This window comes from Candidatus Moraniibacteriota bacterium (genome assembly GCA_026396275.1).
Taxonomy (GTDB): domain Bacteria; phylum Patescibacteriota; class Minisyncoccia; order Moranbacterales; family JAPLXC01; genus JAPLXC01.
This window is the reverse complement of sequence record JAPLXC010000004.1, coordinates 39346-60610: the sequence shown is the minus strand read 5'-3', so window position 1 is coordinate 60610 and position 21265 is coordinate 39346. Positions and strand designations below refer to the sequence as shown.

Below are 21265 nucleotides of genomic sequence, written 5' to 3'. Positions count from 1 at the left end.
AAAAAAATTACTTTAATTAAAATGCCTTATCTTTTATTGGCGGAGCAATCCGGGCAATTCTCCGGGTCCATTCCTCCAGTGTCTCCTCGGATCGAGGGCGAGCGGTATTTCCCAGTTTGAGTTCATCACGGCAGTACTTGACTAGCAAAGAAAGTTTTTTGCGAAAAGAAATATCCATGGTATCCTGCGCATTTTCAAATGTCATATTCTTCATTGCGCTCCAGTTATTGATATCACCCAATGAGAGTCCTTTACGCAGTGCCGTCACATTGGACTTAAAATCACCGATGGAATTTGCCAGTTGTTCTATTTTTCCCGCTTCCATTTCTTTCTGCTGCTCCATTGATTCAATTCGCTCAAGATCCGCCTCCGCGCCTCCGTCTTGCTTTTCCCAGTCATCCAAGCGCCCGTCATAGTTGGTATCGTAACGGCGAAGAATATCTTCTTGAGCTTCTTTAACATCCTGATCCAGTTCAGAAAAACGATTTTCCGCTTCTTCAATCTGGCTTTGGTTCAACTCGTCAATTTCCGCCGCAAAATCACCCGGGGATTCGCGCAGTCCCGCGTGCTCAAGTTCAACCGCGCGGGCAAATTCTGGCTTTTTTATTTCTTCAGCTATCTTTTCTCGCACGCTTCCTGCCAACTCCTCTTTTTCCGGCAAATATCCGAGGTCTTGCGGGTCTTCAACATTTATTATCTTTAAATTCTCCGGATCAATGGTTATTTTAGTATCCGGATGGATTAAACTCGGCGGCCCTTCGGGGAAATTCGGGTTATCCTTTGCCCACTCCAGCGCCATCCGGTGGGCGATTTGCCCGGAATTAAATTCCCGCCCGCCATGAAGTCCTTGATACTTTTCCATTAAATCCGGATTTTGCTCAAGATAATTTATTATTGACCCCTCCAAACTGCTTCCCTTTTCCACCGCCAGTTCCACCGGTGACACAACTTCCGCTGGCGTTTCTTCCGGTGCTATTGCCCCTTCCGGCGCTGTTACTTTTTCTTCTGAAGGAAGTTTTTCGGGAACAGCCAGTCCCAGTTTTTCCGAAAGCCAGTGAGTAATTTCCGCCATAGCGCCGGAGCAAATTGCAGTCGCGACTAGCGTTCCCACTGCTCTATTATAGAATGACAGCCATTTGCGGCGCTGAAACTTGGCATCGGACTGAAAAATTTTTTCTTTAAGAATCTTATCCAAATCCTTCAGTTGGTCATCTCTTCCTTCAAATCCCGCTAGCATCTTCTCTGTTTCCCTGCGGGACTTTCGAAAGTCAAGTTGTCTTTCTACGACATCTAAAAATTGCGCTGTTCCCGCACCCATTATGAGGCCGGCTAAAATCCTTTTTCCGCCAATTAAAGCTGCTGATCCGCTTGCCCACACTCCGGCGGTGATTGCCCATTTTGTTTTGCGCGGGAGCTTGTTGTAGAAATTAAGGAATCTGGTAATTGTCATTTCCGCTAGATGAAACAAACTTTTATCCTGCTTTAGATATTCAGTTCTGGCCTGCGTGCGGGCATTGCATAAATTAAGCGGTTCATCGTGATCTAAAAAGAGTATTTCTTTGGCCAATTCTTTTTTAATTTCTTCTCCGGAAAGTCCCCGCTCCCGAATATCTTCCAAAACTGCGTTTTTGTAGTTAAAGAGCTTGTTGTAATAGATCGCTTCCATATAGGCGACATCCTCGTCTTTGATAACTTCCCTTTCTTCGCCGCTTGAATCTTTTGCCTTTTCAGTTTCTATGTCATTCCTAAATCTGCTTTTCCAACCCTTCCCGATAATATTGCCGAAATAATTTCTCACATTCATCCATAATTTTCTTTTTTTATAATCCATCTCGGCATAGTCGGGGCGGGCTTGATCTAGTTCTTCTTTTGATTGCCTTAATTTTTCCTGCCTTTCCTGCGTTTCTTTGTACTCGCGCTTCGCCTTTTCTTTATCTGATTCTGTAGCTTCAATTTCTTTCTGGGCTTTTTCCGCTCTTTTTCTTTCAACCTCTTCCGCCTTCATACGAGGGTGATAATCTTTCATTTCCTCCCGGTGCTTGCGGATATATTCCTCGTTGCGTTTTTTTGCGTCTTCAGCGCTTATATCTTCCTTCGCTGTAGATGTTTCTGGTGTTTCCTTATCAGCTTCTTTCTCCTTCTTAATACTCTCCTGCGGCATTCCGCTAGTTTTTTCTAGGGCCACAACAATAGAACTCTTTAACAGTTCGGTTTTTTCTTCTTTAACTTGCTTAGTTTCTTTTTTTGTTTTGAAAGTTATTTTCTTTCCTTCTTTCTTTCCCTTATCCCTTTTTGTTAATTCTTTTTCTTTTTCCTTTTTTTCACTTAATTTTCTTAGTCCTGCATTGTATTCTTCTTCTTTGGACAGAACTAATTTTAATCCTTCTGGACTTAATTCCTCAACCTCATCCGGTTGCGTCTTGCGAATATTAATATCTGACCAATTATCACCTCTCTCGATTGCTAATGTTCTGCCTTTATTGAGTACAGAAAGGGTTTCTAGCGCTTTACTAATTTTTTTAGCTTCCAATTTTTCATTTTCTTTCTCATCCGATTTGTTAAGTTTTTTCAGGATTCCTTTTTCAATCTTTTCTTTAAAATCATCTAAAAATATTTTATTTTCCTTACTAAGCAGCCGCTCTTTTTGCTTCTCATCAAACGGTTTTTCCGGAACGGCTTTTAGCTGTTCACTTTCTATCCCCTTTTCGGAATCAATTCCGCTTGGCTTCTCCAGCGGTTTAAATTCCGAACCTGAAGTTGCCCCAACGCTTTTTTCAGGTAATTTTTTCTCCTCACTAGTTATTTTCTCACCAGAACCGGAATTTTCCTTAAGCATGTCGAAAAGACGGGGCCTGTTTTTTCCTTGATCGCTCGAATATACATTAATAATATTTCCTTTATCTTTCATTTTTCAAATCCCAAAAGAGAGACCAGGTCTCTATTGGCTTAAATCTTACTTCGTTTGTTTGATTCAATTATACCACAAAAGCGCTTCGCGATGAATGCGTGTGCATAACCAAATAATCAGAAATTTATGCTATAATGGAGTAGGAAAATGAATCTCCGCAAACTTGCGCATCCGGTATTGCCTTTTTCTTCGGCGGAGTGAAATCCGTCGAAGCAGAAGAGTTATATAACATTCATCCCCGGTCTCATGTCCGCGGTCTTCTGCGTAGGCGGAGAAACACGGCTAAAAACACAAACCAATGAAAAACAGAAATGAAAAAATTGCCAACGCGATATTGATTTCAGCGATAGTTTTGACTGCCCTGTTTTTGCGAATTTATAAAATCGACAGTATCCCGGCCGGCATTTATCCCGACGAATCAGTGAACGGCACCGATGCGATTTTAGCCAATGAAACCGGCGATTACAAAATTTTTTACACCAACAACTATGGCCGGGAGGGATTATTTATGAACCTTATCTCCTTTTCCATTAAAATATTCGGGAATACCATACTGGGGATTAAGTTTTGGTCAATTCTTTTCGGAACACTAACCGTTTTAGGAATCTATCTTCTGACAAAGGAGCTGTTTCGCAGCACCCGATCGGGGCTGATTGCCGCGTATCTTCTGGCCTTCTCCTTTTGGGCCATTAATTTTTCCCGCATTTCTTTCCGGGCAATTATGGTCCCTTTTTTACTCACTTTCTCTTTTTATTTCCTCTTCCGCGGCCTGCGGACGAAACATTATTTAAATTTTATTTTAGCCGGTCTTATTTTCGGACTGGGATTCCACACTTATATCGCCTTTCGGATTGCTCCTCTTATTTTGGTATCACTCTTTATAATTCTTCTTATCAACCGGAAAAATTTTCTTAAGGAAAATTGGAAGCCAATTATTGTTTTTGCTATTGCCATTTTGGTTGTGGTTTCTCCCATGCTTTACGATTTTGTCAAACACCCGGAACATTTTCAGTCCCGCTCCGGCAGCATTTCGGTGTTTTCCTCCGAAGTCAACAAAGGGCATCTTTTCGAAACACTGGGAAAAAGTTTGGGATTAAGTTTGATAAAATACAATTTCTGGGGCGACCAGAACTGGCGGCATAATTACCCGCCTTATCCCATTCTTAATCCGATTGCGGGATTTTTCTTCCTAACCGGGCTGATATATCTGGTGATAAAGACCGCGCACCTTCTCATTTTGCGTTTCCGTCACGGTGTCCGGGACAAAAAATTTGAGATTTATCTTTTTCTTTTGGCCTGGTTTGTGGTGATGCTTATGCCGGAGTTTCTCACTGCTGAAGGGCTTCCTCATGCTTTGCGTTCAATTGGAACAATGCCGGTGGTTTTTATCATTGCCACCATCTCCATCCTGTGGGTTTTGGGAAGAGCAGGACGGGCAGGATACTTTTTCAAACTCTCTGTCATTTCTCTCCTTGCCATCGCTTTTATCTCTATAGGCGCCACCGAGACAATTAAATATTTCGTATTTTGGAATCACCGGCCGGAACAGCACGGACAGTTTAATGAAAACCTGAAAAATATGTCGCTTTACCTCAATAGCACCCCGGCTTCCATTCACAAATATGTTTTCGTCAACGGAAGCGGCAAGATTATGGAAGACGGTCTTCCTATCAGCGCTCATGTGATTAAATACCTGACCTACCGGAAGGCAGGAGAAGTGATATTTTTAAAACGCGGTTCTGATATTGTGCTTGAAAAACCTATGGTTATTATCCTTATGGGCTACAATCAAGGTGTTATTGACCGGCTGAAAACATTTTATCCTAACGCCAAAGTGGAAAAAATTGACTCAAGACCCGGCTATCCTTCGGATTTTATAGCCGTAATTATAAATTAAAATTACCAAACCACTATGCTTAAAAAATATTCCACCTTCATTGTTTTGGCAATTCTCGGCTGGTTTTTTGCCGTTTCCCTGATAGTTTTTTCCCAGGAGTCAACAACAATGGATGAACAGGCGCATATTCCCTCAGCTTACACCTACGTGAAATACAACGACATGCGGCTTAACCCCGAACATCCGCCCCTTCTCAAGGATCTGGCCGGCATTCCTTTGCTTTTTCTCAACGTCAAGTTCCCGACTGATGATCCGGCTTGGATGAGCGGTGTCAACGAGCAATGGAATCTAGGAAATAAATTCATCCATCAAAATAACGCTGACGCGATTACTTTTTGGTCGCGGGTTCCGATTTTGCTGGTTGCATTGCTTTTGGGATTTTTCATCTTCCGCTGGACGAAAGAACTGGCCGGAACCGCCGCCGGACTTTTTGCCCTTGTTCTTTACGCTTTTGACCCCAACATTCTGGGCCACAATCATTACGTTACCACGGATATTGGAATCGCTGCTTTTATTTTTATCGCTTTTTACTTCTTCGTAAAATTCGTCAAAAACCCGAACTGGAAAAACACCGTGCTGGCCGGCGTATTCCTGGCTCTGGCGGAACTGGCCAAGTTTTCCGGCGTTCTCCTCTTTCCTGTTTTTGGAATCATTGCAATCACCTACGCGCTGGCGAAAAAGAAGCCGGGTTTCGACCAGAGAAGCGACTCTCGATTCCGCTGGGCAAAAATTTGGGAGTACGTTGGGAAGTATATGCTTATTATTATCATCTGCTTCGCAATAATTTGGATTGTGTACTTTTACAACACCTTTAATATGCCGGCTGAAAAAGTCCAGGATATTTCCAAAGCAGTTTTTTCCGATTCCGGAATGGGAATTATTTCTAAATCCATTGTTATTAAAATGAGCGCTATTTCTTTTCTCAAGCCCTTGAGTGAATATTTTCTGGGCGTCTTTATGGTCTTTGTGCGCGTGGAAGGAGGCAATACTTATTACTTCCTGGGAAATGTTTCCAATCATGCTTCCCCGGCTTACTTCCCCGTAGTATTTCTTATTAAAGAAACAATTCCTTTCCTTCTGCTTCTCCTGGCTGCGGCGGGTTTAGCTATTTTTCAGACCGTAAAAAACATATTTTCCTACCCGGGTAATATATTGGCAAAAATCGGAGGAACAATTAAATTTTATCTGCAAACCGGAGTCGCCTATTACACAATGCTGGCTTTTATCGCTCTCTATGTCTACCTTAGCATTACCGGCAATCTTAATATTGGTTTTCGCCATTTATTTCCCATTCTTCCCTTTGCCTATGTTCTGGTCTCCAAAAAAGTATTTGATTGGATCAAAAGCGCCAACTCCGAAACAACCAAAAAGACCTTCAAAATAATCCTGGCGGGATTGGTAATCTGGATTGTATTGGAACCGTTAATATTCTTTCCCAGCTATCTTTCTTATTTTAACCAACTGGTGGGAGGACCGAAGAATGGATATAAGTACGTCACGGATTCAAACGCTGACTGGGGGCAGGATCTGAAGCGGCTGCGGAATTGGGTCAGCGATTACAATCAATCACATCCGCAAGACCCCATCAGCAAAATCCGCATTGATTACTTCGGCGGATCGAATCCCGGCTATTATTTTGGCAACGCTTTTATCCCCTGGCATTCCGGTAATAATCCCGAAGCAGGATGGTACGCCATCTCCGCCGGTTTCTTGATGGAAAACATCAGCAAGGCAAAACAGCCGGGAGAAAAAAGCTACGAGTGGCTGAAGTCATATTCGCCTTACGCCCGGGCCGGCGACTCAATTTTCATCTATTACATTCCGGCAAAGTAAAGTAAATTCTAAAGTTCAACTTTAGGAAACTTTATTACTCACTCCTCGGATTTTCCTTTCTTATCCTCTGATTTATCCTCCGAAACATTTTGACTTTTATCTTCTTCTTTCATTTTATAATAAACTTTATTATTCACCCGCAAATCCACGTATTCCAAGCGGCCGCGTTTTGATGAATCAACTTCTTCCTCCAGAAAGGTTTTGAGCGTCCTTACCGACTGATTAAGAGGCAGCTGACTGGAAAGATATGCCTTCCAGCCCTCGGATGTCTCAATCTGAATTTCTTCCGCAAAACGCGATCTTGTTTGAAACTCATCGGATAGCTCTATACCTAACTCTTTCTTAAGGGCTTCTCTGGCGGCAATCACAAAATTCAGATACTCGCTACTGAGCAAGCGTTCGCCGATGTTTACTGGCTGGGCACTTATATCAACCAGCCGGATTAAATTATTCTGGGTTACTTCCGGAGAATCGAGGTCAGCATTATTATAGGCGTATCCCTGTTCGTCAACTAGATAGCAGGGGCCTCCCGAGCACCAGAGAACTAGTGATACCCTCTCTTCAATGTTTATTGCTAAAAGATCGGGAAAGGACTTTTTGATTTCCACTGATTTAATCCTTCGAAACTGGCGCGAGAGATCACTTTTCAGTTTTTCTTCAGAAATCAAGACCAAATTATTCCTGGGAACAAACCCCAGATAATTCCCCTCCAGCGGAGAAGTTATTTTTCTCAGGACTTCCTCGGAAGGCAAACTTTTTATTCCCTTTATTGCGAACGACTTTACTTGAAGAAAGGAAGAAAAAAAGAAAACATATACTGTTACCCCCAAAAACAGCATCAGCAAAATATAATAAAGCACTTTTAAAAATCGGGGTGGGTCATCGAAAGAGCGGCGCGGAAACTCTCGAGTGCTTTTGCGCAGAAGGATTTTTTTTGAATCTTTTTTTCTATTTCTCCAAAAGACCATTTCAAAGATTTATTAATAAATTCTCCAGCACCAGACGGCTATTGGCATTGGTCTGCTGAAGAACAGAAAGGCTTTTTTCAATTAGTTCAGCCCGGCTGAAATTCTTCTGGCCGGATTGCTCCTTCCGCTGAAATTCTTTCAGTCCCTGCAAACGCGTTATCCAGATCCACAGCTCTAATTTTTTTGCCGTCTTAACTATGTTTTTTGACAATTCTTCCGCCATTTCCAGCCGCTGGTTTAAGCTTTGCGCCGGAAGGCCCTGGAGCTGTTCCAATGCTTCCTGCCTCAAAAGAAACTCTTCCCTTTTATCGCTGATAGTCAGAGCTATTCCGGGACGACCGAGAGACAAGGAAATAAGCTCGTTGCTAACCAGCATTCCTTTTTTCTCAAGACCTTTTTTTATTTTTTCTTCACTGACGAGGGAAAATAATATTTTTTGACATCTCGATTTAAGCGTGGGCAGAATTCTTGATTCATCATGGGTGACTAAAATAATAACGGAGGTGGAGTTGGGTTCTTCCAAAATTTTCAGCAACGCGTTTTGGGATGCTTCATTCATTCGGTGCGCATTGTCTACGATTAACACTTTATATTTTCTCTGAAAAGGAAAAAGCAGAAGGTTTTTCCGGGCTTTCCGTATTTGCTCTATTTTTATTTCCTTTTCCTTTGTAATTCCCCTTTTTTCTTCTTTCTCGGGTTCCACGATTATTAAATCTAAAAGGGGTCGGCTTTTTTCATCTCTTTTACGGCTGACTGATGAGATAAAATCAGTTCCGTTAATTGCGCTTTTGGCAAATTCCTGGGCAATGGTAAATTTCCCTACTGACTCTGGGCCGGCAAAAAGATAGGCCTGGGAAATACTGTCCCGCTTTAAGCTTCGATCCAGTAAATTTAGTATTTTTTGATGGCCAATTATATTCATAAAGCATGAAACATATAACATAAAACAAAAAGGTTATACGTTATATGTTATATGATTTACAAACTCCCTGAACTCTTTCTTAAATTTCTCCTTACTGAATTCCTCCGCTTTTTTTCTTATCTTTTCCTTATCATATTTTTTTTCCTTCTCCATAAATCTTCTCACTCCGTCAGCCAGAACTTCCGGCGTTTGGGCATGAAAAAACTCTCCGGTAACTGCCTCTTGAACTATCTCTATTGCCCCGCCCTTGCCATAGGCAATTACTGGAATACCATGACTCATTGCTTCAACCATCGTAATGCCAAAGTCGTCTTCGGCGGGAAATATAAAAGCCCGGGCACCTGAATAATAACGCTCTACTGTTTCATCATTCTGCCAGCCCAGTATCTGAATATTTCCTCGAGCGATTAGCTTCAGGTACTTTTCCTGCTTCCCTTCTCCAATAACAACTAAAGGCAGTTCTAGTTTATTGAAGGCCTCGACCGCAACGTCAACTTTTTTGTAGGGAGAGAGACGGGAAACGACGAGAAAGAATTTCTCTTCGTCCCGAGCAAAATCGAGGGACCCCGGAGTAATAACACTATCCTTATTTGAACGAGATTGCCGCGCCGCTTCGCTTCTCGCAACGACATCAATATATGCCGGCGGGTAAATAACCGTGCTTTCACGCCGGTAATATTTTTTTATCCTTTCCTGTGTGTACTTCGAATTAGCGATCAAATAATCCGGCCGGTCGGCTGCCAGGCGATCCCAGAGGCGGGCGTAGCTTAAAATAAACCTTTTTAATAAGCAGATTTTCTTTTGTCCTTGTTCTTTTAGGTACCGCTCGTTATAGTCCCACACAAAGCGCATCGGCGAGTGAATGTAGGCGATATGAATGGTATTGAGCTTGGTAACAATTCCTTTTGACCAGGCGCCGGAAGACGATATTACCAGATCAAAATCGCGAAGATCGAACGTTTCCGGAACAACCAGGAAAAGCGGCAGAAGCCACTGGTAGCGTTTGCGTAAAAACTTAGGAAATTTCTGGAGATATGAAACGCGAATGTCCTTACCGGAAAACTTCCCCCTCATTTTTTCCGGATCATAAAGTAACGTATAAATAGGCGCTTCCGGAAACATCTCCGCGAGCACTTCCAAAACCCTCTCCGCCCCGCCAGGGTAAAGGAGAAAATCGTGAATAAGAGCTACTTTTAATTCCTTGGCCCATGGATGCGAAGCATCTTTACGGGCTTGACTTTTTTGCATGGGTATGCTATTATTGTCTATTGAAATCTTGCTAGGTTAGATTTCAAAATTCTAGTTCTTTAGGAGGACAATATGTTAGGAATTCCGTTTGTATATATCATCCCTGCATATTTATTGCTCGGACTTATTTCTGTAGGTTTTTATGCAAGATGGGCATTCCCAGTAGCACATGTATTTGCTTCTTGGAAAGAATCAGGAAAACCAGAAAGATATGTGGATCGCTTACGAGAAAGCCAAAAAAAGGAATTTTCAGAATCAGATTTTAAATCATCAAAATGGGTTTTCTTCTTAGTTTATCCACTTGCATATGCTTTTTTTGCTATACTTTTCGTAATTGGTATCATTATACAAATGGCATGGCGTATGTTAAATTTCTGGTTCAACGGATTTCGATGTTAGATCAATAGAAACAACCGGAGTAAGGGGCAAGTTTATGTAATCGAACTTGCTCCTTTTTTATTTTGTTAATAATTTAGCAATTTGATCAGCGCACTTTCCCCACCCAAACCTCTTCACATTCTCATAGCCTCTTTGTATTATATCATCTCTCAAGGCCTTGTTAGAAATAAGCTTATAGGCTGCTTCGGCAATTTTTTCGGGGTTATGAGGATTCACTAAAAGTGTGGACTCTACTCCCCCTCGCCCCAAATGGGGAGAGGGATTAAGAGTGAGGGGCTGATCATATGTTTTTTTCAACTCCCCTCCTTCATTTCCTCCCCTCATCTGAGGGGAGGCAGATACTGTAGTGATCTCCAGTATTGACGAATTATTACCCGCCACCACCGGCACTCCCGCGCTTTGGGCTTCAAGAATCGGCAGGCCAAAACCTTCATAAAAAGTCGGGAATAAAAATACGTCGGAATTTTTTAAAAGTTCCCATTTTTCTTCTTCGCTAATATATCCAGGCGTAATTATCTCGGACTTATAAGACGATTTGGAAATATAATTTTTTATTTTATCTTCACCATAACCGAATTTTCCGGCGAGTATTAATTTGTGCGGAATTTTATGTTGCTTTTTTAATATCTCAAAGGCCCTAATAATACCAACTATATTTTTGCGTTCTTCTAATCGGCCGATGAATAATAAATATTTGTCATTCCCGTGAAAACGGGAATCCAGTGTAGCATCTAAGTTTTTTAGACTAGATTCCGGGTCAAGCCCGGAATGACAATCCTCATAGCCTTCATAAATAACTTCAATCTTCTCTTCCGGCACCTTATACAATCTCATTAAATCTTTTTTAGTATTATTTGAAACCGCGATTATTTTTTTTGCCCACCGGCACGAATTTCTTATCGACCAGCGCATATATAATCTTTCCCAAAAAGAATAAGCCCGCGGGAAAAATTCATATTCCAGTCCGTGGATTGTCACGATTGTATTTTTGGAATGGATTATCGGTACCGTATGCGCCGGGATAAACAATACGTCAACGGGGTGAAACAGCATTTCCAGCGACAAACCTAATTGAGTCCATAAAAAGGGAAATTTAATAATTTTAATTTTTACATTGACATTTTGATTTTTGATTTTTGATTTTTGATTTTTTCTCACATATAAAACAACCTGATCATCTTTAAGTAGCGGGACCAGGTTTCTGATTACTTGATAAGAATATTCCTCAATTCCCGTGCGGTTTTTAATAAAAGCCCGGGAAGCATCAATGCCAATCAACATGAAGCATAAAGCATAAAACATAAAACAATTATTCTGTTACATGTTTCATGTTATATGTTATATGAATTATTTCGTCAGCATTATTGTCCTTTTGTACACCTCCAAATTATCCAGAGCTATTCCAATCCCTTTTATCACGCAAAACAGAGGATCGTCGGCCACGTAACAGGGAACTCCTATTGTTTTAGTGATCAGCTGGTCGAAATTGCGAAGCAGAGCGCTTCCTCCCGAAAGCACCATTCCCTTATCAATAACATCTGCCGCCAGTTCCGGTGGTGTTTCCTGAAAGACCTTTTTGATGGCATTAATAATTTCACGCAATTCATCCTGAATGGCTTCTGTCACTTCATTGGAAGATACCCGGATCATTTTGGGAAGCCCTCCCATCAAGTCGCGGCCGCGGACCTCGATATATTCTTCTTTAACTTGAGCAATAGCTGATCCGATGCTTATTTTTATTTCTTCGGCGGTTCTTTCTCCGATTGCCAAACCGTATTTGCGCTTAACGTAGTCGGAAATGGCCTGGTCGAGTTTGTTGCCGCCTACCCGAGCGCTGTGAGCCGCCACTACTCCTCCCAGTGAGATAATGGCAATTTCCGTGGTGCCGCCGCCGGTGTTAATTATCATATTTCCCTGGGCGCTGTGAATGGGAACTCCCGCACCAATAGCCGCAAGCAATGGCTCTTTCACGATGTAGGCGGCTTTCGCTCCGGCTTTGATAGCGGCATCAACGACTGCCCGGCGTTCAGTTGAAGTAATTCCCGCCGGAATGGAAATCATCACCTCTGGACGGAAAATACGAACTTTGCCAGTCACTTTGTTGATGAAATATTTGAGCATTGCCTCGGTTATCCGGTAATCGGCGATTACTCCGTCTTTGAGAGGACGGCTAGCGACGATTGAGTCCGGAGTGCGCCCGAGCATTTCTTTTGCCTGGTTTCCTACTGCTAGCACTTCATTTTCTAAAATAGAAATGGCCACCACTGATGGCTCGTTGATGACCACTCCGCGCCCAGGAACAAAAACCAGAGTATTGGCTGTCCCCAGATCAATTCCAATTTTTCGGACAAATAAACTCATACGGCTACTAATTACTAATCACTTACGAATATACGAATCATATAATTATGTCATTCCGGCCTCCGAGCCGGAATCCAGAAAGATAAATACTGGATTCCCGCTTCCGCGGGAATGACACTACTATAACTTGATAAATTTCCCCGCCAAATAATTCTTAATTGGTTCTCTAGCAGTTTGAGTAATTCTTTTTGGCAATTTTTTCATGCTAAACCATCTGATTTCTTCACACTTATGTGGTTCCATTATTTTCAGTTTCCCCTTTTTTATGTTTGTTAAATAATTTATAGCTACCCAGTGCTGCTTTTCTCTTCTTATAATATGATCAGTATGCGGCAAATAGCCCCAGATATTTATATCAACATTCAATTCTTCTTTTATTTCCCTTTTCATCGCATCTATTGCTTTTTCATTAAAATCCACTGCTCCGCCGGGTTTCGACCACCAATCAGCTTCATTCTTGGAATTTTTACTCCGTTTCATCAAAAGTACCTCGCCTTTTTTATTAAAAATCAAGACGCCTCCTTCGACCCCAATACAATCTTTTCCTGGTATTAAGTTTTGCGTTTTATTTTTCATTGTTTGAAAAAAATTTTATATCTGCTCCGATTTTTTTGAGCCGTTCTTCCAAATTTTCATATCCCCTATTTATCGGATAAACGCCTTTTAAAATTGACTTACCTTTGGCCGCGAGCATGGCGACTAGAATTATCGCCGCTGGGCGAAGCGCCGGCGGGCATAAAATTTTCGAACCTTTTAATTTCGCAGGTCCTTCAATATTTACTCTATGAGTATCAAGAAGGGTTACCCGCGCTCCCAGCTTATTAAGTTCCGTAAAATAAATCGCTCTATTTTCATAAACCCAGTCATGAATAAGTGTTTTTCCTCTAGCCACGCAGGCAATAGGGACAAAGAACGGGAGGTTGTCTATATTTATCCCCGCTGAAGGAAGAGGATGAATTTTGTCCTCAAGCGCCACTAGCTTTGAAGGCCATGTTACGATATCGGCCAATTTCGTTTTCCCATTTCCGGATGCATAGCGTCTTACTATTTTATAGCGTAATCCCATTTTGGAAAGTTTTAAGAGTTCAAGGTCCAAAAAATCAATCGGGCATCTTTTTACTTTCAGATTTGCCTGACAAGTAGCCGCGATGGAAAGAAAAAACATGGCTTCTATTGGATCCTCACTAATTTTATAAACCACATCCTTTTTTATATTTCTCATACCATAAACCTCAAGTGTTCCTGTTCCTATTCCTTTTATCTTCACTCCCATTTTTTCAAGCAGGAAGCAAAGGTCTTGGACCATATAATTAGCTGATGCTAATTTTATTGTTGTTTTTCCTTTTGCTTGAGCGGCTGCCAAAAGCGCGTTTTCGGTAGCTGTGTCACCCGTTTCATAAAGGACAATTTTTTCCGCCGGTTTAAGTTTTTTTGAATTGACCCTAAAACCCTTACTGTTTGTACTAATTATCAATCCGAGATTTTTAAGAGCCATAAAGTGAGGAACAACAGTTCTGCTGCCCAGGCGGCATCCCCCACATTGGGGAATAGTATAATTTTTCAATTTTCCCGCTAATGCTCCGATCATAAGAACGATTGATCTTGTCTTTTTCGCCGATGTTCTGTTAATTTTTCCAATTTCAATTTTTTCCGGTGAAGTTATCTCAAGATTCCTGCCTTTTGCCGAAATTTTTACTCCAATGCTTTTAAGCACCTCGACTAGCCGGTTAACTTCTTCAATTTGGGGCACATTTTTAAGTGTAGTTTTCCCCTTATTAATAAGAGATGCCATTAATAAAGCAACAGCTGCATTCTTAGAGCTGTTAACTGTTACCGCCCCTTTTAGCTTTTTCCCACCGATAATCTCGAATTGTTCCATACTTCTTTAGTATATTCTACCTTTCTATTTTTTTCAAGAAACCGCAAAATGAAGCTCCTCGCAGTTAAGCTGCGAGGTGTCTAGCGAAATTCGCCAAAGCCCTTTTATTATCACTGGAACTTCTTTAATATCTTTCGCCTTTATCCCCGCGGCAAGCCGCTGGGTATTTGAGCGGAGGAGAACAAAAAAGAAACGATTCTGGATCGTTTCTTTTTAATATTATTTCCCTACTTAAAGGGAAAGGCAAGGATTCTTGCCTTTAAAGTTTTTTTATATTCCCCTTTTTTGTTTATGTTTTTATGTTAAGGAACCGGTTTCCGCTATATTAAAAAGTCATTATTCAGCATTATTACTCTCTCCTTGCTCTAACATGTAGCTACATCTTCCAGAAAATCACCGATGTTAAAACCATAAGCAAGATTACGGTATTAGCGGCAATGAAAGGATTGTGGCTATTCTGGCGGGAAAGCGTTATCGCATTGAAAATAATGGAAAGCAGAAGAACGACCACGGCCACAAGCCAAGCTGCTTCTTCTGAAATTTTTCTTTCCGGATAAAACAAGCTATTGGCCTGGTTAAAATAACACAGTCCATTGGCGCATCCTGTTTCCGTTTTTTTAACCTCTCCAACCTGCTCAAAATACAAGCTTTTTGACAAAGGAATAAGTGATTGGCTTTTCTCCTGACTGGCCGTTTTTTCTTCCACCGGTTGCTTGGCTGGTTCATTTTCCAGTGAGCGGACAACTCCCACAGCCGGAGCTCTCCTGCATACTTGTAATCGTAGCCGCTTTTTTCTACCCAGTGCCAGGGAGATATTCCACTTGGCGAAGTATGGGAAAAATAATTATTTTTGACCATATCACTGACTTTCTCCCGGGCTGCTTGCGAAAGCAGCGAGTTTTCTGTTAGCGCATCCAGTCCTTGTGAGATTCTCTCTTTATTTACCAGTTGAATAATATTTTGAACCGTTACTTCGCTAGCCCAAACCGGTTGGGCTTGAAAGAACACAAGCATGCCGAAAAGAACGGCTGTTGCAACTAGCAGCTTTGGACTTCTTATCCTAAAAATGCTCTGAAAATGGCTTTTCATAGCAAAAAATCAAAAAAGGCGTTTCACCCTAGAAACACCCTTTTACTTGTTCTTATATCTATTATAGGCCAATTTTCACCTTTTGTCAACCTTTGGAATTCACTTCGCTCTGGTTGTATTTAAGCTACTCAATAGTGTTAACCGCCTCCCGGAACTTATCTCCGCGGTCAAACTCGTTTAAAAATAATCCAAAGCTCGCCGCTCCCGGCGAAAGAAGCACGACATCCCCTTCTTCTGCTTTTTGAGAAGCCAGCTCTACCGCCCTTTGCATGGAATCAACCACTTCAAATTCTATGCTCTGTCCTTTTTCTTTCTCGGGTAAATTTTTTCCAATACACTCCAGAAGTTTTTCTGTTGCATCGCCTTTAAGGAGTACCAGATATTTAACTTTCTTTAAAATCTCTTCTCCGGCCCGGGAAAAATCCAGTTTCTTGTCAGTTCCGCCGGCGATTAGAACAATCGGCTCCACAAATGACTCAAGGGCACTCATCATCGCATCAGGAATGGTCGCCGCCGTGTCGTTGAAATAGCGAACGCCGCGAAGTTCTCTCACGAATTCCAGCCGGTGCGGAACGCCGAAAAAATCGACTACTGCCTTTTTTATTTGCTCAATTGGTATTCCGTAAACATAGGCGGCGGCAGCGGCAGCCATAATGTTATAAATATTATGCTCGCCGGGAATCTTAATATCTTTAATATCTACAAGTTTCTTGGTATCCACGCCGTCGTTAAGATAAATAAAATTGTCTTCGCGAAATACCGCTTTCCCCTCCTTGATCGGACGTCCGGAAAATCTGATTATCTGCGACTTGGCCTTTTTAGATGATTCTCTCAACCTTTCATCGTCTTCATTGATAATCAGAAAGTCCTTGGGTTTCTGATAAAGGAAAATATTTTCTTTGTCAGTCAGATAGTCGTCAATGGTTCTATAATAGTTAAGATGGTCAGGAAGAATATTCTTAATCACCGCGATGTGAGGACTCATTTGCGCTTTTCCCAAAGCCGACAGCCGCCAACTGGACAGTTCAAACACCACCACCGAATCCTTTTTTAAGAGTTCTAATCTATCCAGCACGGATGCCTGGCCGATTCCGACCTTCACGGGATTTTTCCCGGCCAGTTTCAAAATCTCATAAATTAGTGTGGCTGTTGTTGTCTTTCCTTTCGTACCAGTCACTCCGATAATAGGATTTTTGCAGAACTTAAAAAACAAACTGGAGTCCATCTCCACCGGAATGTTATGAGCTAGCGCCAGTTTTACATATTCATTGTTCCAGGGAACAGGAGGGGTTTTCACTACCATATCCACTTTGATGAAATCTTCCCGGTGATGCTGGCCTAAAACAAATTCAACGCCTTTCAGCCCCTTGAGAGCTTCGAGCGAAGGGACCAGCTGTTCCTTGGCTTTGATATCGGTAACTATTACCCGTGCTCCCTGCTTTACCAAGAATTTTACCGTTCCTACTCCTCCTCCCTGCAATCCCAAACCAAAAACGGTAACCCTTTTGTTTTTGAAGAAAGTTAAATCCATAATAATAATTCAACCTGCCCGCCGGCGGGCAGGAATGACAAATTAAAATATAAAAAGAAAATTATTCTTTTTGGACTTTGCATTGTCATTTTGATTTTTGCATTTTAATTTTTGATTTATTTCAAAACCACCTTGACGAAGATCTTCTGATCACTTCTCCCGCCCTTTTGCCCAAATAATTCCCTTTTTCCATTACCACTTCTCCATTTATAATGACCCACTGCATCCCTTGTGAATATTGATAGGGATTTTCCGGAGTAGCCAGATCCTGAATATCCTCCGGATGAAAGACAATAACATCAGCGACATTTCCTTTTTCAAGTACGCCACGCTTTTTAATCCCGAATTTCTCCGCCGGTTTGCTGCTCATCTTGTGAATGGCTTCCTCCCAACTTAAAATCCCTTTTTCCCGGACATAGCGGGCCAGCACCCGGGGGAACGATCCGAAATTGCGGGGGTGAACCACTTCTCCTGATTCGCTATGCTCTATGCTGTACCCCGCGCCGTTGGAGGAAATTATGGAAAAAGGATGCTGAATGGCTTTGGCCACATTTTTCTCACTCAACACGTCCATCATCGTTATGACTCTTCCCTCGCTGGCTATTAAAAGATCAACAATTATTTCCTCAACCGTTTTTTCCTGCGCCCGGGCAATATCAACAACTCTTTTTCTCGTGAGGGTTTTATCCAAAGGAGAAATGGAAATGACGACTTTGGAATAATCAAAATTATCCTCTTCCATTTCCCGCAATACCCGCACGCGAATATTAGGGTCTTTGAGCCGGTGGATCATCGCCCTTTTTCCTCCTTCCGCTACCCAGTCAGGAAGAAGGATATAAAGAACCGAACCCGTTACGGTGTAAGGATAAACATCAAAGTTCACGTCAATTCCGCTGGTGCGGGCGGTTTCAATAAGATTTAGCGCTTCATCCATCAAGTGCCAATTCTTTTCGCCAATCGCCTTGAGGTGGGAGATCTGCAATTTCACTCCCGTGGCTGAAGCGGTCTTGATTGCTTCTTCGACTGCTTCCAAAAGCTCCTGGGATTCTCCCCGAACGTGAGTCGTATACACGCCCCCGTAGCTGCTGACGACTTCGGCAATTTCAGCAATTTCTTTTTCGGAGGCCAATTTGGCATGAGTATAAACCAAGCCCGTGGAAAGACCAAGGGCTCCTTCTTTCAGAGCGTTTTTCAGCATCCTTTTCATTATTTTCAACTCCTCCGTGTTCAAACTCCTGACTTCATTGCCAAGCAGTCCCCTGCGCAGCGTGCTGTGGCCCACCAAAGTGGCGAAATTAACAGAGGGCTTTCGGCACTCTATCTCCGCCAGGAAATCCTTCATGGTCAGCCAGTTAAGATTGACCTTTCGGATATCCGCCCATTTTTGAATTGCTTGAATAATTTCCTGATTGACTAAGGGAGCCAGTGACGATCCGCAGTTTCCACCAACAACGGTGGTGATTCCCTGATAAATCAAACTCGGGAGTTCCGGATCCAGAAAAATCCTCCAGTAGGTATCAGAGTGGTTATTGACGTCAATAAATCCCGGCGCCACATAGTGATTTTCAGCATTGATAACAACCTCCGCGTTTTCATTATGGAGATCTCCTATTTCTTTTATTTTGCTCTCTTTAATTCCAATGTCAGCCGCAAACATCGGCTGGCCGGTACCGTCAATAATCTTCCCGTTTTTGATTATTATGTCGTACATAGATACGAATTCCTACCCGAATTATATCCGAATTACTATCCGAATTCGTTCTTAATTTGGATATCATCTGAATTATTATTCGTATGGAACTATTGTACCATTTTTCAAGCTGTCGAACAATTTAAAAAGGGCTGGATAAATCCAGCCCTCTATCTTTTGAAATCTCCAAGGAAGCGCTCTGCCCCCTGGTTGCGAAATAACCAGTCAAATTTGGCACGAACGGCCTAAATTAAATTTCACCTCTCTTTTTTATAAACCGGTTATCCGTCTAGATTGGGTCGTCTACTTCTGATAGCCGTTGCCCGATCACCTCCTTTTACAAAGAATTTTTAGTTGCAATTTTTTTGAAAATCCTTGTAAAAATCATGGTGACCTCCTTTTAATGAAAAATTTATTACGCTCTAATCTTGCAAGATTAGAGCGTAGCACATAAATCCAGTAAACAACATGATGAATCTTACAACATTTTCCCTCTGGCTTTTTTACCGTAATCACCTCCTTTCAATAAACAGGATTTTTTATCGCGGCCGAATATGAAATATAGGACAACGTAGGTTAGCGCCACAACTATTACACCAGTTATCAACTTGACAGGGTTTAGAAAAGTTTCAAAAATAAGATACCACCAATTTTCGGGCATAATATTCTCTCTCCTTTTTTATTGTTAAAAAACAAAAATGCGTCATGACTATGCACCCCTCAAGTCCTCCTTTTAAAATTTGTTCTTCCCTGTTCTATTAGGTTAATTATAGCAAAATATAATTTTTCATCAATTGTGGATAACTTCTCCCCTTTAATTTCTACAAACTTCAATGAATATCCTAATATCCCAGTATCTTAGTATCTACTACATCCATCTTTTAACTTCCAATCCTTTTTTTGCCGCCTCCCGCTGGGCTTCCTGCTTTGACTTTCCTTCCCCTTTGGCAATCAACTCTTCACCAAGAAACACGCCTACCACAAAATGCCTGTCATGGTCGGGCCCCCATTCCTCTAGCACCCGGTAGGAAGGGGTGATCTTTTCTTCCTCCTGGGACTTTTCCTGAAAAACGCTTTTCGCGTCAAGATAAAGTCCTTTCTTCAATACCTCGTCTAAATTTGCCACGATGTACTTCAAAACAAATTGCTGGACTTCCTGGTATCCTCTGTCAAGATAGATCGCTCCAATAATGGCTTCCAGAGCATTGGCCAGCAAATATTGACGGGCTCTCCCCGTATCCTTGGCTTCACCTTTGCTCATAAGTAGGAATTCTTCCACTCCCAGCTCTCCGGCGATTTTTGCCAGATTTTCTCCATTGACCAAAGCCGATCTCCAGCTAGTTAGCTCTCCTTCAGGGTTGGAGTAAGTTTTATACAAGTATTCAGTGATAATCAATTCCAAAACCGCGTCACCCAGAAACTCGAGCCGTTCATTATGCTCTATTCCGTAACTACGATTTTCATTAAGGTAAGAGCGATGAGTCACCGCCGACTGAAGCAAATCCTGATTTTTAAACTTTACTCCGAGCTTTTTGGAAAGATTTTCAATCATAAAGATGATAAATCCAAAGTTCAAAATCCAAATGCCAAATGAAATTCCAATTCCAAATTAATAAATTTTAGATTTGGGATTTTGGATTTTATTTGAAATTTGAGCTTGGGATTTCGGATTTAAAAAATTAACTATTTTCCACTATTTTTCTTTATTTCTTCCGCTTTTTGTTTTCTCTTCTGGCCATCATCGTCTTTAAGGGGCTCTCCCATTTCCCGATAAATTGTTCCCAGCACACCATTGACAAACCGGGCGGAATTTTCCCCTCCAAAGGTCTTAGCCAGCTCAATTGCCTCATTTATAGCCACTTTGGGAGGAACCTCCTCATAATTGCCAAACATCAGCTCATAAATCCCCAGCCGCAGAATATTGCGATCCACGGCCGTCACCTGGTCCAGCGGCCACTCGGGAGCGCATTTTTCTATTAAAGCGTCTATTTTATCGCGGTTTTTTAGGACTCCCTCCACCAGTGATTTGACAAAACTGGAATCCTCCAGTCCGGAAGCAAATTCTTGAACATTGCGTTCGACAATCTCTGGCACTTCTTCATTTTTGCGCCCTTGAAAATCCCACTCAAAAAGGGACTGCATCGCCACGGAACGCTGAAGATGTCTATTTGCCATGAAGTTGCCTAAGAATTACGAACAAGTACTAAAGTACGAAAAAATAAAACAACCAAGATTCGTACATTCGTAAAAATTCGTAGTTCGTAGAGAATTAACGGAATTTGGTGCGGGGAGTCATCTCTATTTTTTTACTTTTTTGCCTTTTGACTTTTTAAGCGTGTCCATGATTTCCCTTCCTTTATAATAACCGCATACCAAACAAACGCGGTGAGGGAGCACCGGTTTTGAGCATTTCGGGCAAGTTTGCATTTTCTTGGCGCGAACTGTGAATCTTTTCCTTTTTCGATCTCTTCTGCCTTTAGTATGACGCTGCTTTGGTACAGACATAATCGTAAATTGCTAAACTGTTAATGGCTACATTG

The 21265-nt window shown here is 41.8% G+C and carries 16 protein-coding genes; 3 read left to right on the top strand and 13 right to left on the bottom strand.

Annotated features, from left to right (window positions below):
- Window positions 1-16: 16 nt before the first annotated feature.
- Window positions 17-2908 (bottom strand): hypothetical protein, encoded by a 2892-nt coding sequence (locus NT136_01290; protein MCX6765578.1) that lies wholly within the window; start codon window positions 2906-2908, stop codon window positions 17-19.
- A gap of 298 nt (window positions 2909-3206) precedes the next feature.
- Between NT136_01290 and NT136_01285 the strand changes: the two genes are divergently transcribed.
- Together NT136_01285 and NT136_01280 are read left to right on the top strand one after the other, a co-directional pair.
- Window positions 3207-4805: a glycosyltransferase family 39 protein gene (locus tag NT136_01285; protein ID MCX6765577.1), complete on the top strand. Its 1599-nt coding sequence runs from the start codon at window positions 3207-3209 to the stop codon at window positions 4803-4805.
- Between the two features lie 15 nt (window positions 4806-4820).
- On the top strand, window positions 4821-6638 hold the full coding sequence (locus tag NT136_01280) for a glycosyltransferase family 39 protein (GenBank protein MCX6765576.1): 1818 nt from the start codon (window positions 4821-4823) through the stop codon (window positions 6636-6638).
- Between the two features lie 38 nt (window positions 6639-6676).
- Here the strand turns inward: NT136_01280 and NT136_01275 are convergent, their stop codons facing one another.
- From NT136_01275 to NT136_01265, 3 genes are read right to left on the bottom strand one after another with little or no spacing between them, the layout of a single operon-like run.
- On the bottom strand, window positions 6677-7606 hold the full coding sequence (locus NT136_01275) for an FtsQ-type POTRA domain-containing protein (protein ID MCX6765575.1): 930 nt from the start codon (window positions 7604-7606) through the stop codon (window positions 6677-6679).
- Between the two features lies 1 nt (window position 7607).
- Window positions 7608-8528, bottom strand: a complete 921-nt coding sequence (locus NT136_01270) for an AAA family ATPase (protein MCX6765574.1) — start codon at window positions 8526-8528, stop codon at window positions 7608-7610.
- 33 nt (window positions 8529-8561) lie between these two features.
- Window positions 8562-9776: a glycosyltransferase gene (locus NT136_01265; GenBank protein ID MCX6765573.1), complete on the bottom strand. Its 1215-nt coding sequence runs from the start codon at window positions 9774-9776 to the stop codon at window positions 8562-8564.
- 72 nt (window positions 9777-9848) lie between these two features.
- Here NT136_01265 and NT136_01260 point away from each other — a divergent pair, with 72 nt between their 5' ends.
- The gene (locus tag NT136_01260) at window positions 9849-10175 is read left to right on the top strand and encodes a hypothetical protein (protein ID MCX6765572.1); all 327 of its coding nucleotides are present in this window, start codon (window positions 9849-9851) and stop codon (window positions 10173-10175) included.
- Window positions 10176-10232: 57 nt separating this feature from the next.
- Here NT136_01260 and NT136_01255 read toward each other — a convergent pair whose 3' ends face one another.
- The 9 genes from NT136_01255 to nusB form a co-directional block, all read right to left on the bottom strand.
- A complete protein-coding gene (locus NT136_01255; protein ID MCX6765571.1) occupies window positions 10233-11477 on the bottom strand; it encodes a glycosyltransferase family 1 protein in 1245 nt (414 codons plus the stop codon).
- 45 nt (window positions 11478-11522) lie between these two features.
- Window positions 11523-12536 (bottom strand): rod shape-determining protein, encoded by a 1014-nt coding sequence (locus NT136_01250; protein ID MCX6765570.1) that lies wholly within the window; start codon window positions 12534-12536, stop codon window positions 11523-11525.
- Between the two features lie 120 nt (window positions 12537-12656).
- Window positions 12657-13112, bottom strand: a complete 456-nt coding sequence (locus NT136_01245; protein ID MCX6765569.1) for an NUDIX domain-containing protein — start codon at window positions 13110-13112, stop codon at window positions 12657-12659.
- Window positions 13102-14415, bottom strand: coding sequence for a UDP-N-acetylglucosamine 1-carboxyvinyltransferase (locus tag NT136_01240; GenBank protein ID MCX6765568.1), 1314 nt, complete (start codon window positions 14413-14415; stop codon window positions 13102-13104). Before NT136_01240 ends, NT136_01245 begins: the two co-directional genes overlap by 11 nt.
- 376 nt (window positions 14416-14791) lie before the next feature.
- A complete protein-coding gene (locus NT136_01235) occupies window positions 14792-15166 on the bottom strand; it encodes a hypothetical protein (GenBank protein ID MCX6765567.1) in 375 nt (124 codons plus the stop codon).
- A gap of 462 nt (window positions 15167-15628) precedes the next feature.
- Window positions 15629-17035 (bottom strand): UDP-N-acetylmuramoyl-L-alanine--D-glutamate ligase, encoded by a 1407-nt coding sequence (murD, locus tag NT136_01230; GenBank protein ID MCX6765566.1) that lies wholly within the window; start codon window positions 17033-17035, stop codon window positions 15629-15631.
- A 121-nt stretch (window positions 17036-17156) separates the two neighbouring features.
- Window positions 17157-18746, bottom strand: coding sequence for a D-aminoacylase (locus NT136_01225; protein ID MCX6765565.1), 1590 nt, complete (start codon window positions 18744-18746; stop codon window positions 17157-17159).
- An 847-nt stretch (window positions 18747-19593) separates the two neighbouring features.
- The gene (gene rnc, locus NT136_01220; protein ID MCX6765564.1) at window positions 19594-20277 is read right to left on the bottom strand and encodes a ribonuclease III; all 684 of its coding nucleotides are present in this window, start codon (window positions 20275-20277) and stop codon (window positions 19594-19596) included.
- A gap of 131 nt (window positions 20278-20408) precedes the next feature.
- Window positions 20409-20900, bottom strand: a complete 492-nt coding sequence (gene nusB, locus NT136_01215) for a transcription antitermination factor NusB (protein MCX6765563.1) — start codon at window positions 20898-20900, stop codon at window positions 20409-20411.
- Window positions 20901-21265: the final 365 nt, after the last annotated feature.

What these genes read in the sequence shown, in the direction of transcription:
- NT136_01290 (MCX6765578.1), bottom strand. Translation starts at nt 2,908, where the DNA reads ATGAAAGATAAAGGAAATATTATTAATGTATATTCGAGCGATCAAGGA.
- NT136_01285 (MCX6765577.1), top strand. Translation starts at nt 3,207, where the DNA reads ATGAAAAACAGAAATGAAAAAATTGCCAACGCGATATTGATTTCAGCG.
- NT136_01280 (MCX6765576.1), top strand. Translation starts at nt 4,821, where the DNA reads ATGCTTAAAAAATATTCCACCTTCATTGTTTTGGCAATTCTCGGCTGG.
- NT136_01275 (MCX6765575.1), bottom strand. Translation starts at nt 7,606, where the DNA reads ATGGTCTTTTGGAGAAATAGAAAAAAAGATTCAAAAAAAATCCTTCTG.
- NT136_01270 (MCX6765574.1), bottom strand. Translation starts at nt 8,528, where the DNA reads ATGAATATAATTGGCCATCAAAAAATACTAAATTTACTGGATCGAAGC.
- NT136_01265 (MCX6765573.1), bottom strand. Translation starts at nt 9,776, where the DNA reads ATGCAAAAAAGTCAAGCCCGTAAAGATGCTTCGCATCCATGGGCCAAG.
- NT136_01260 (MCX6765572.1), top strand. Translation starts at nt 9,849, where the DNA reads ATGTTAGGAATTCCGTTTGTATATATCATCCCTGCATATTTATTGCTC.
- NT136_01255 (MCX6765571.1), bottom strand. Translation starts at nt 11,477, where the DNA reads ATGTTTTATGCTTTATGCTTCATGTTGATTGGCATTGATGCTTCCCGG.
- NT136_01250 (MCX6765570.1), bottom strand. Translation starts at nt 12,536, where the DNA reads ATGAGTTTATTTGTCCGAAAAATTGGAATTGATCTGGGGACAGCCAAT.
- NT136_01245 (MCX6765569.1), bottom strand. Translation starts at nt 13,112, where the DNA reads ATGAAAAATAAAACGCAAAACTTAATACCAGGAAAAGATTGTATTGGG.
- NT136_01240 (MCX6765568.1), bottom strand. Translation starts at nt 14,415, where the DNA reads ATGGAACAATTCGAGATTATCGGTGGGAAAAAGCTAAAAGGGGCGGTA.
- murD (MCX6765566.1), bottom strand. Translation starts at nt 17,035, where the DNA reads ATGGATTTAACTTTCTTCAAAAACAAAAGGGTTACCGTTTTTGGTTTG.
- NT136_01225 (MCX6765565.1), bottom strand. Translation starts at nt 18,746, where the DNA reads ATGTACGACATAATAATCAAAAACGGGAAGATTATTGACGGTACCGGC.
- rnc (MCX6765564.1), bottom strand. Translation starts at nt 20,277, where the DNA reads ATGATTGAAAATCTTTCCAAAAAGCTCGGAGTAAAGTTTAAAAATCAG.
- nusB (MCX6765563.1), bottom strand. Translation starts at nt 20,900, where the DNA reads ATGGCAAATAGACATCTTCAGCGTTCCGTGGCGATGCAGTCCCTTTTT.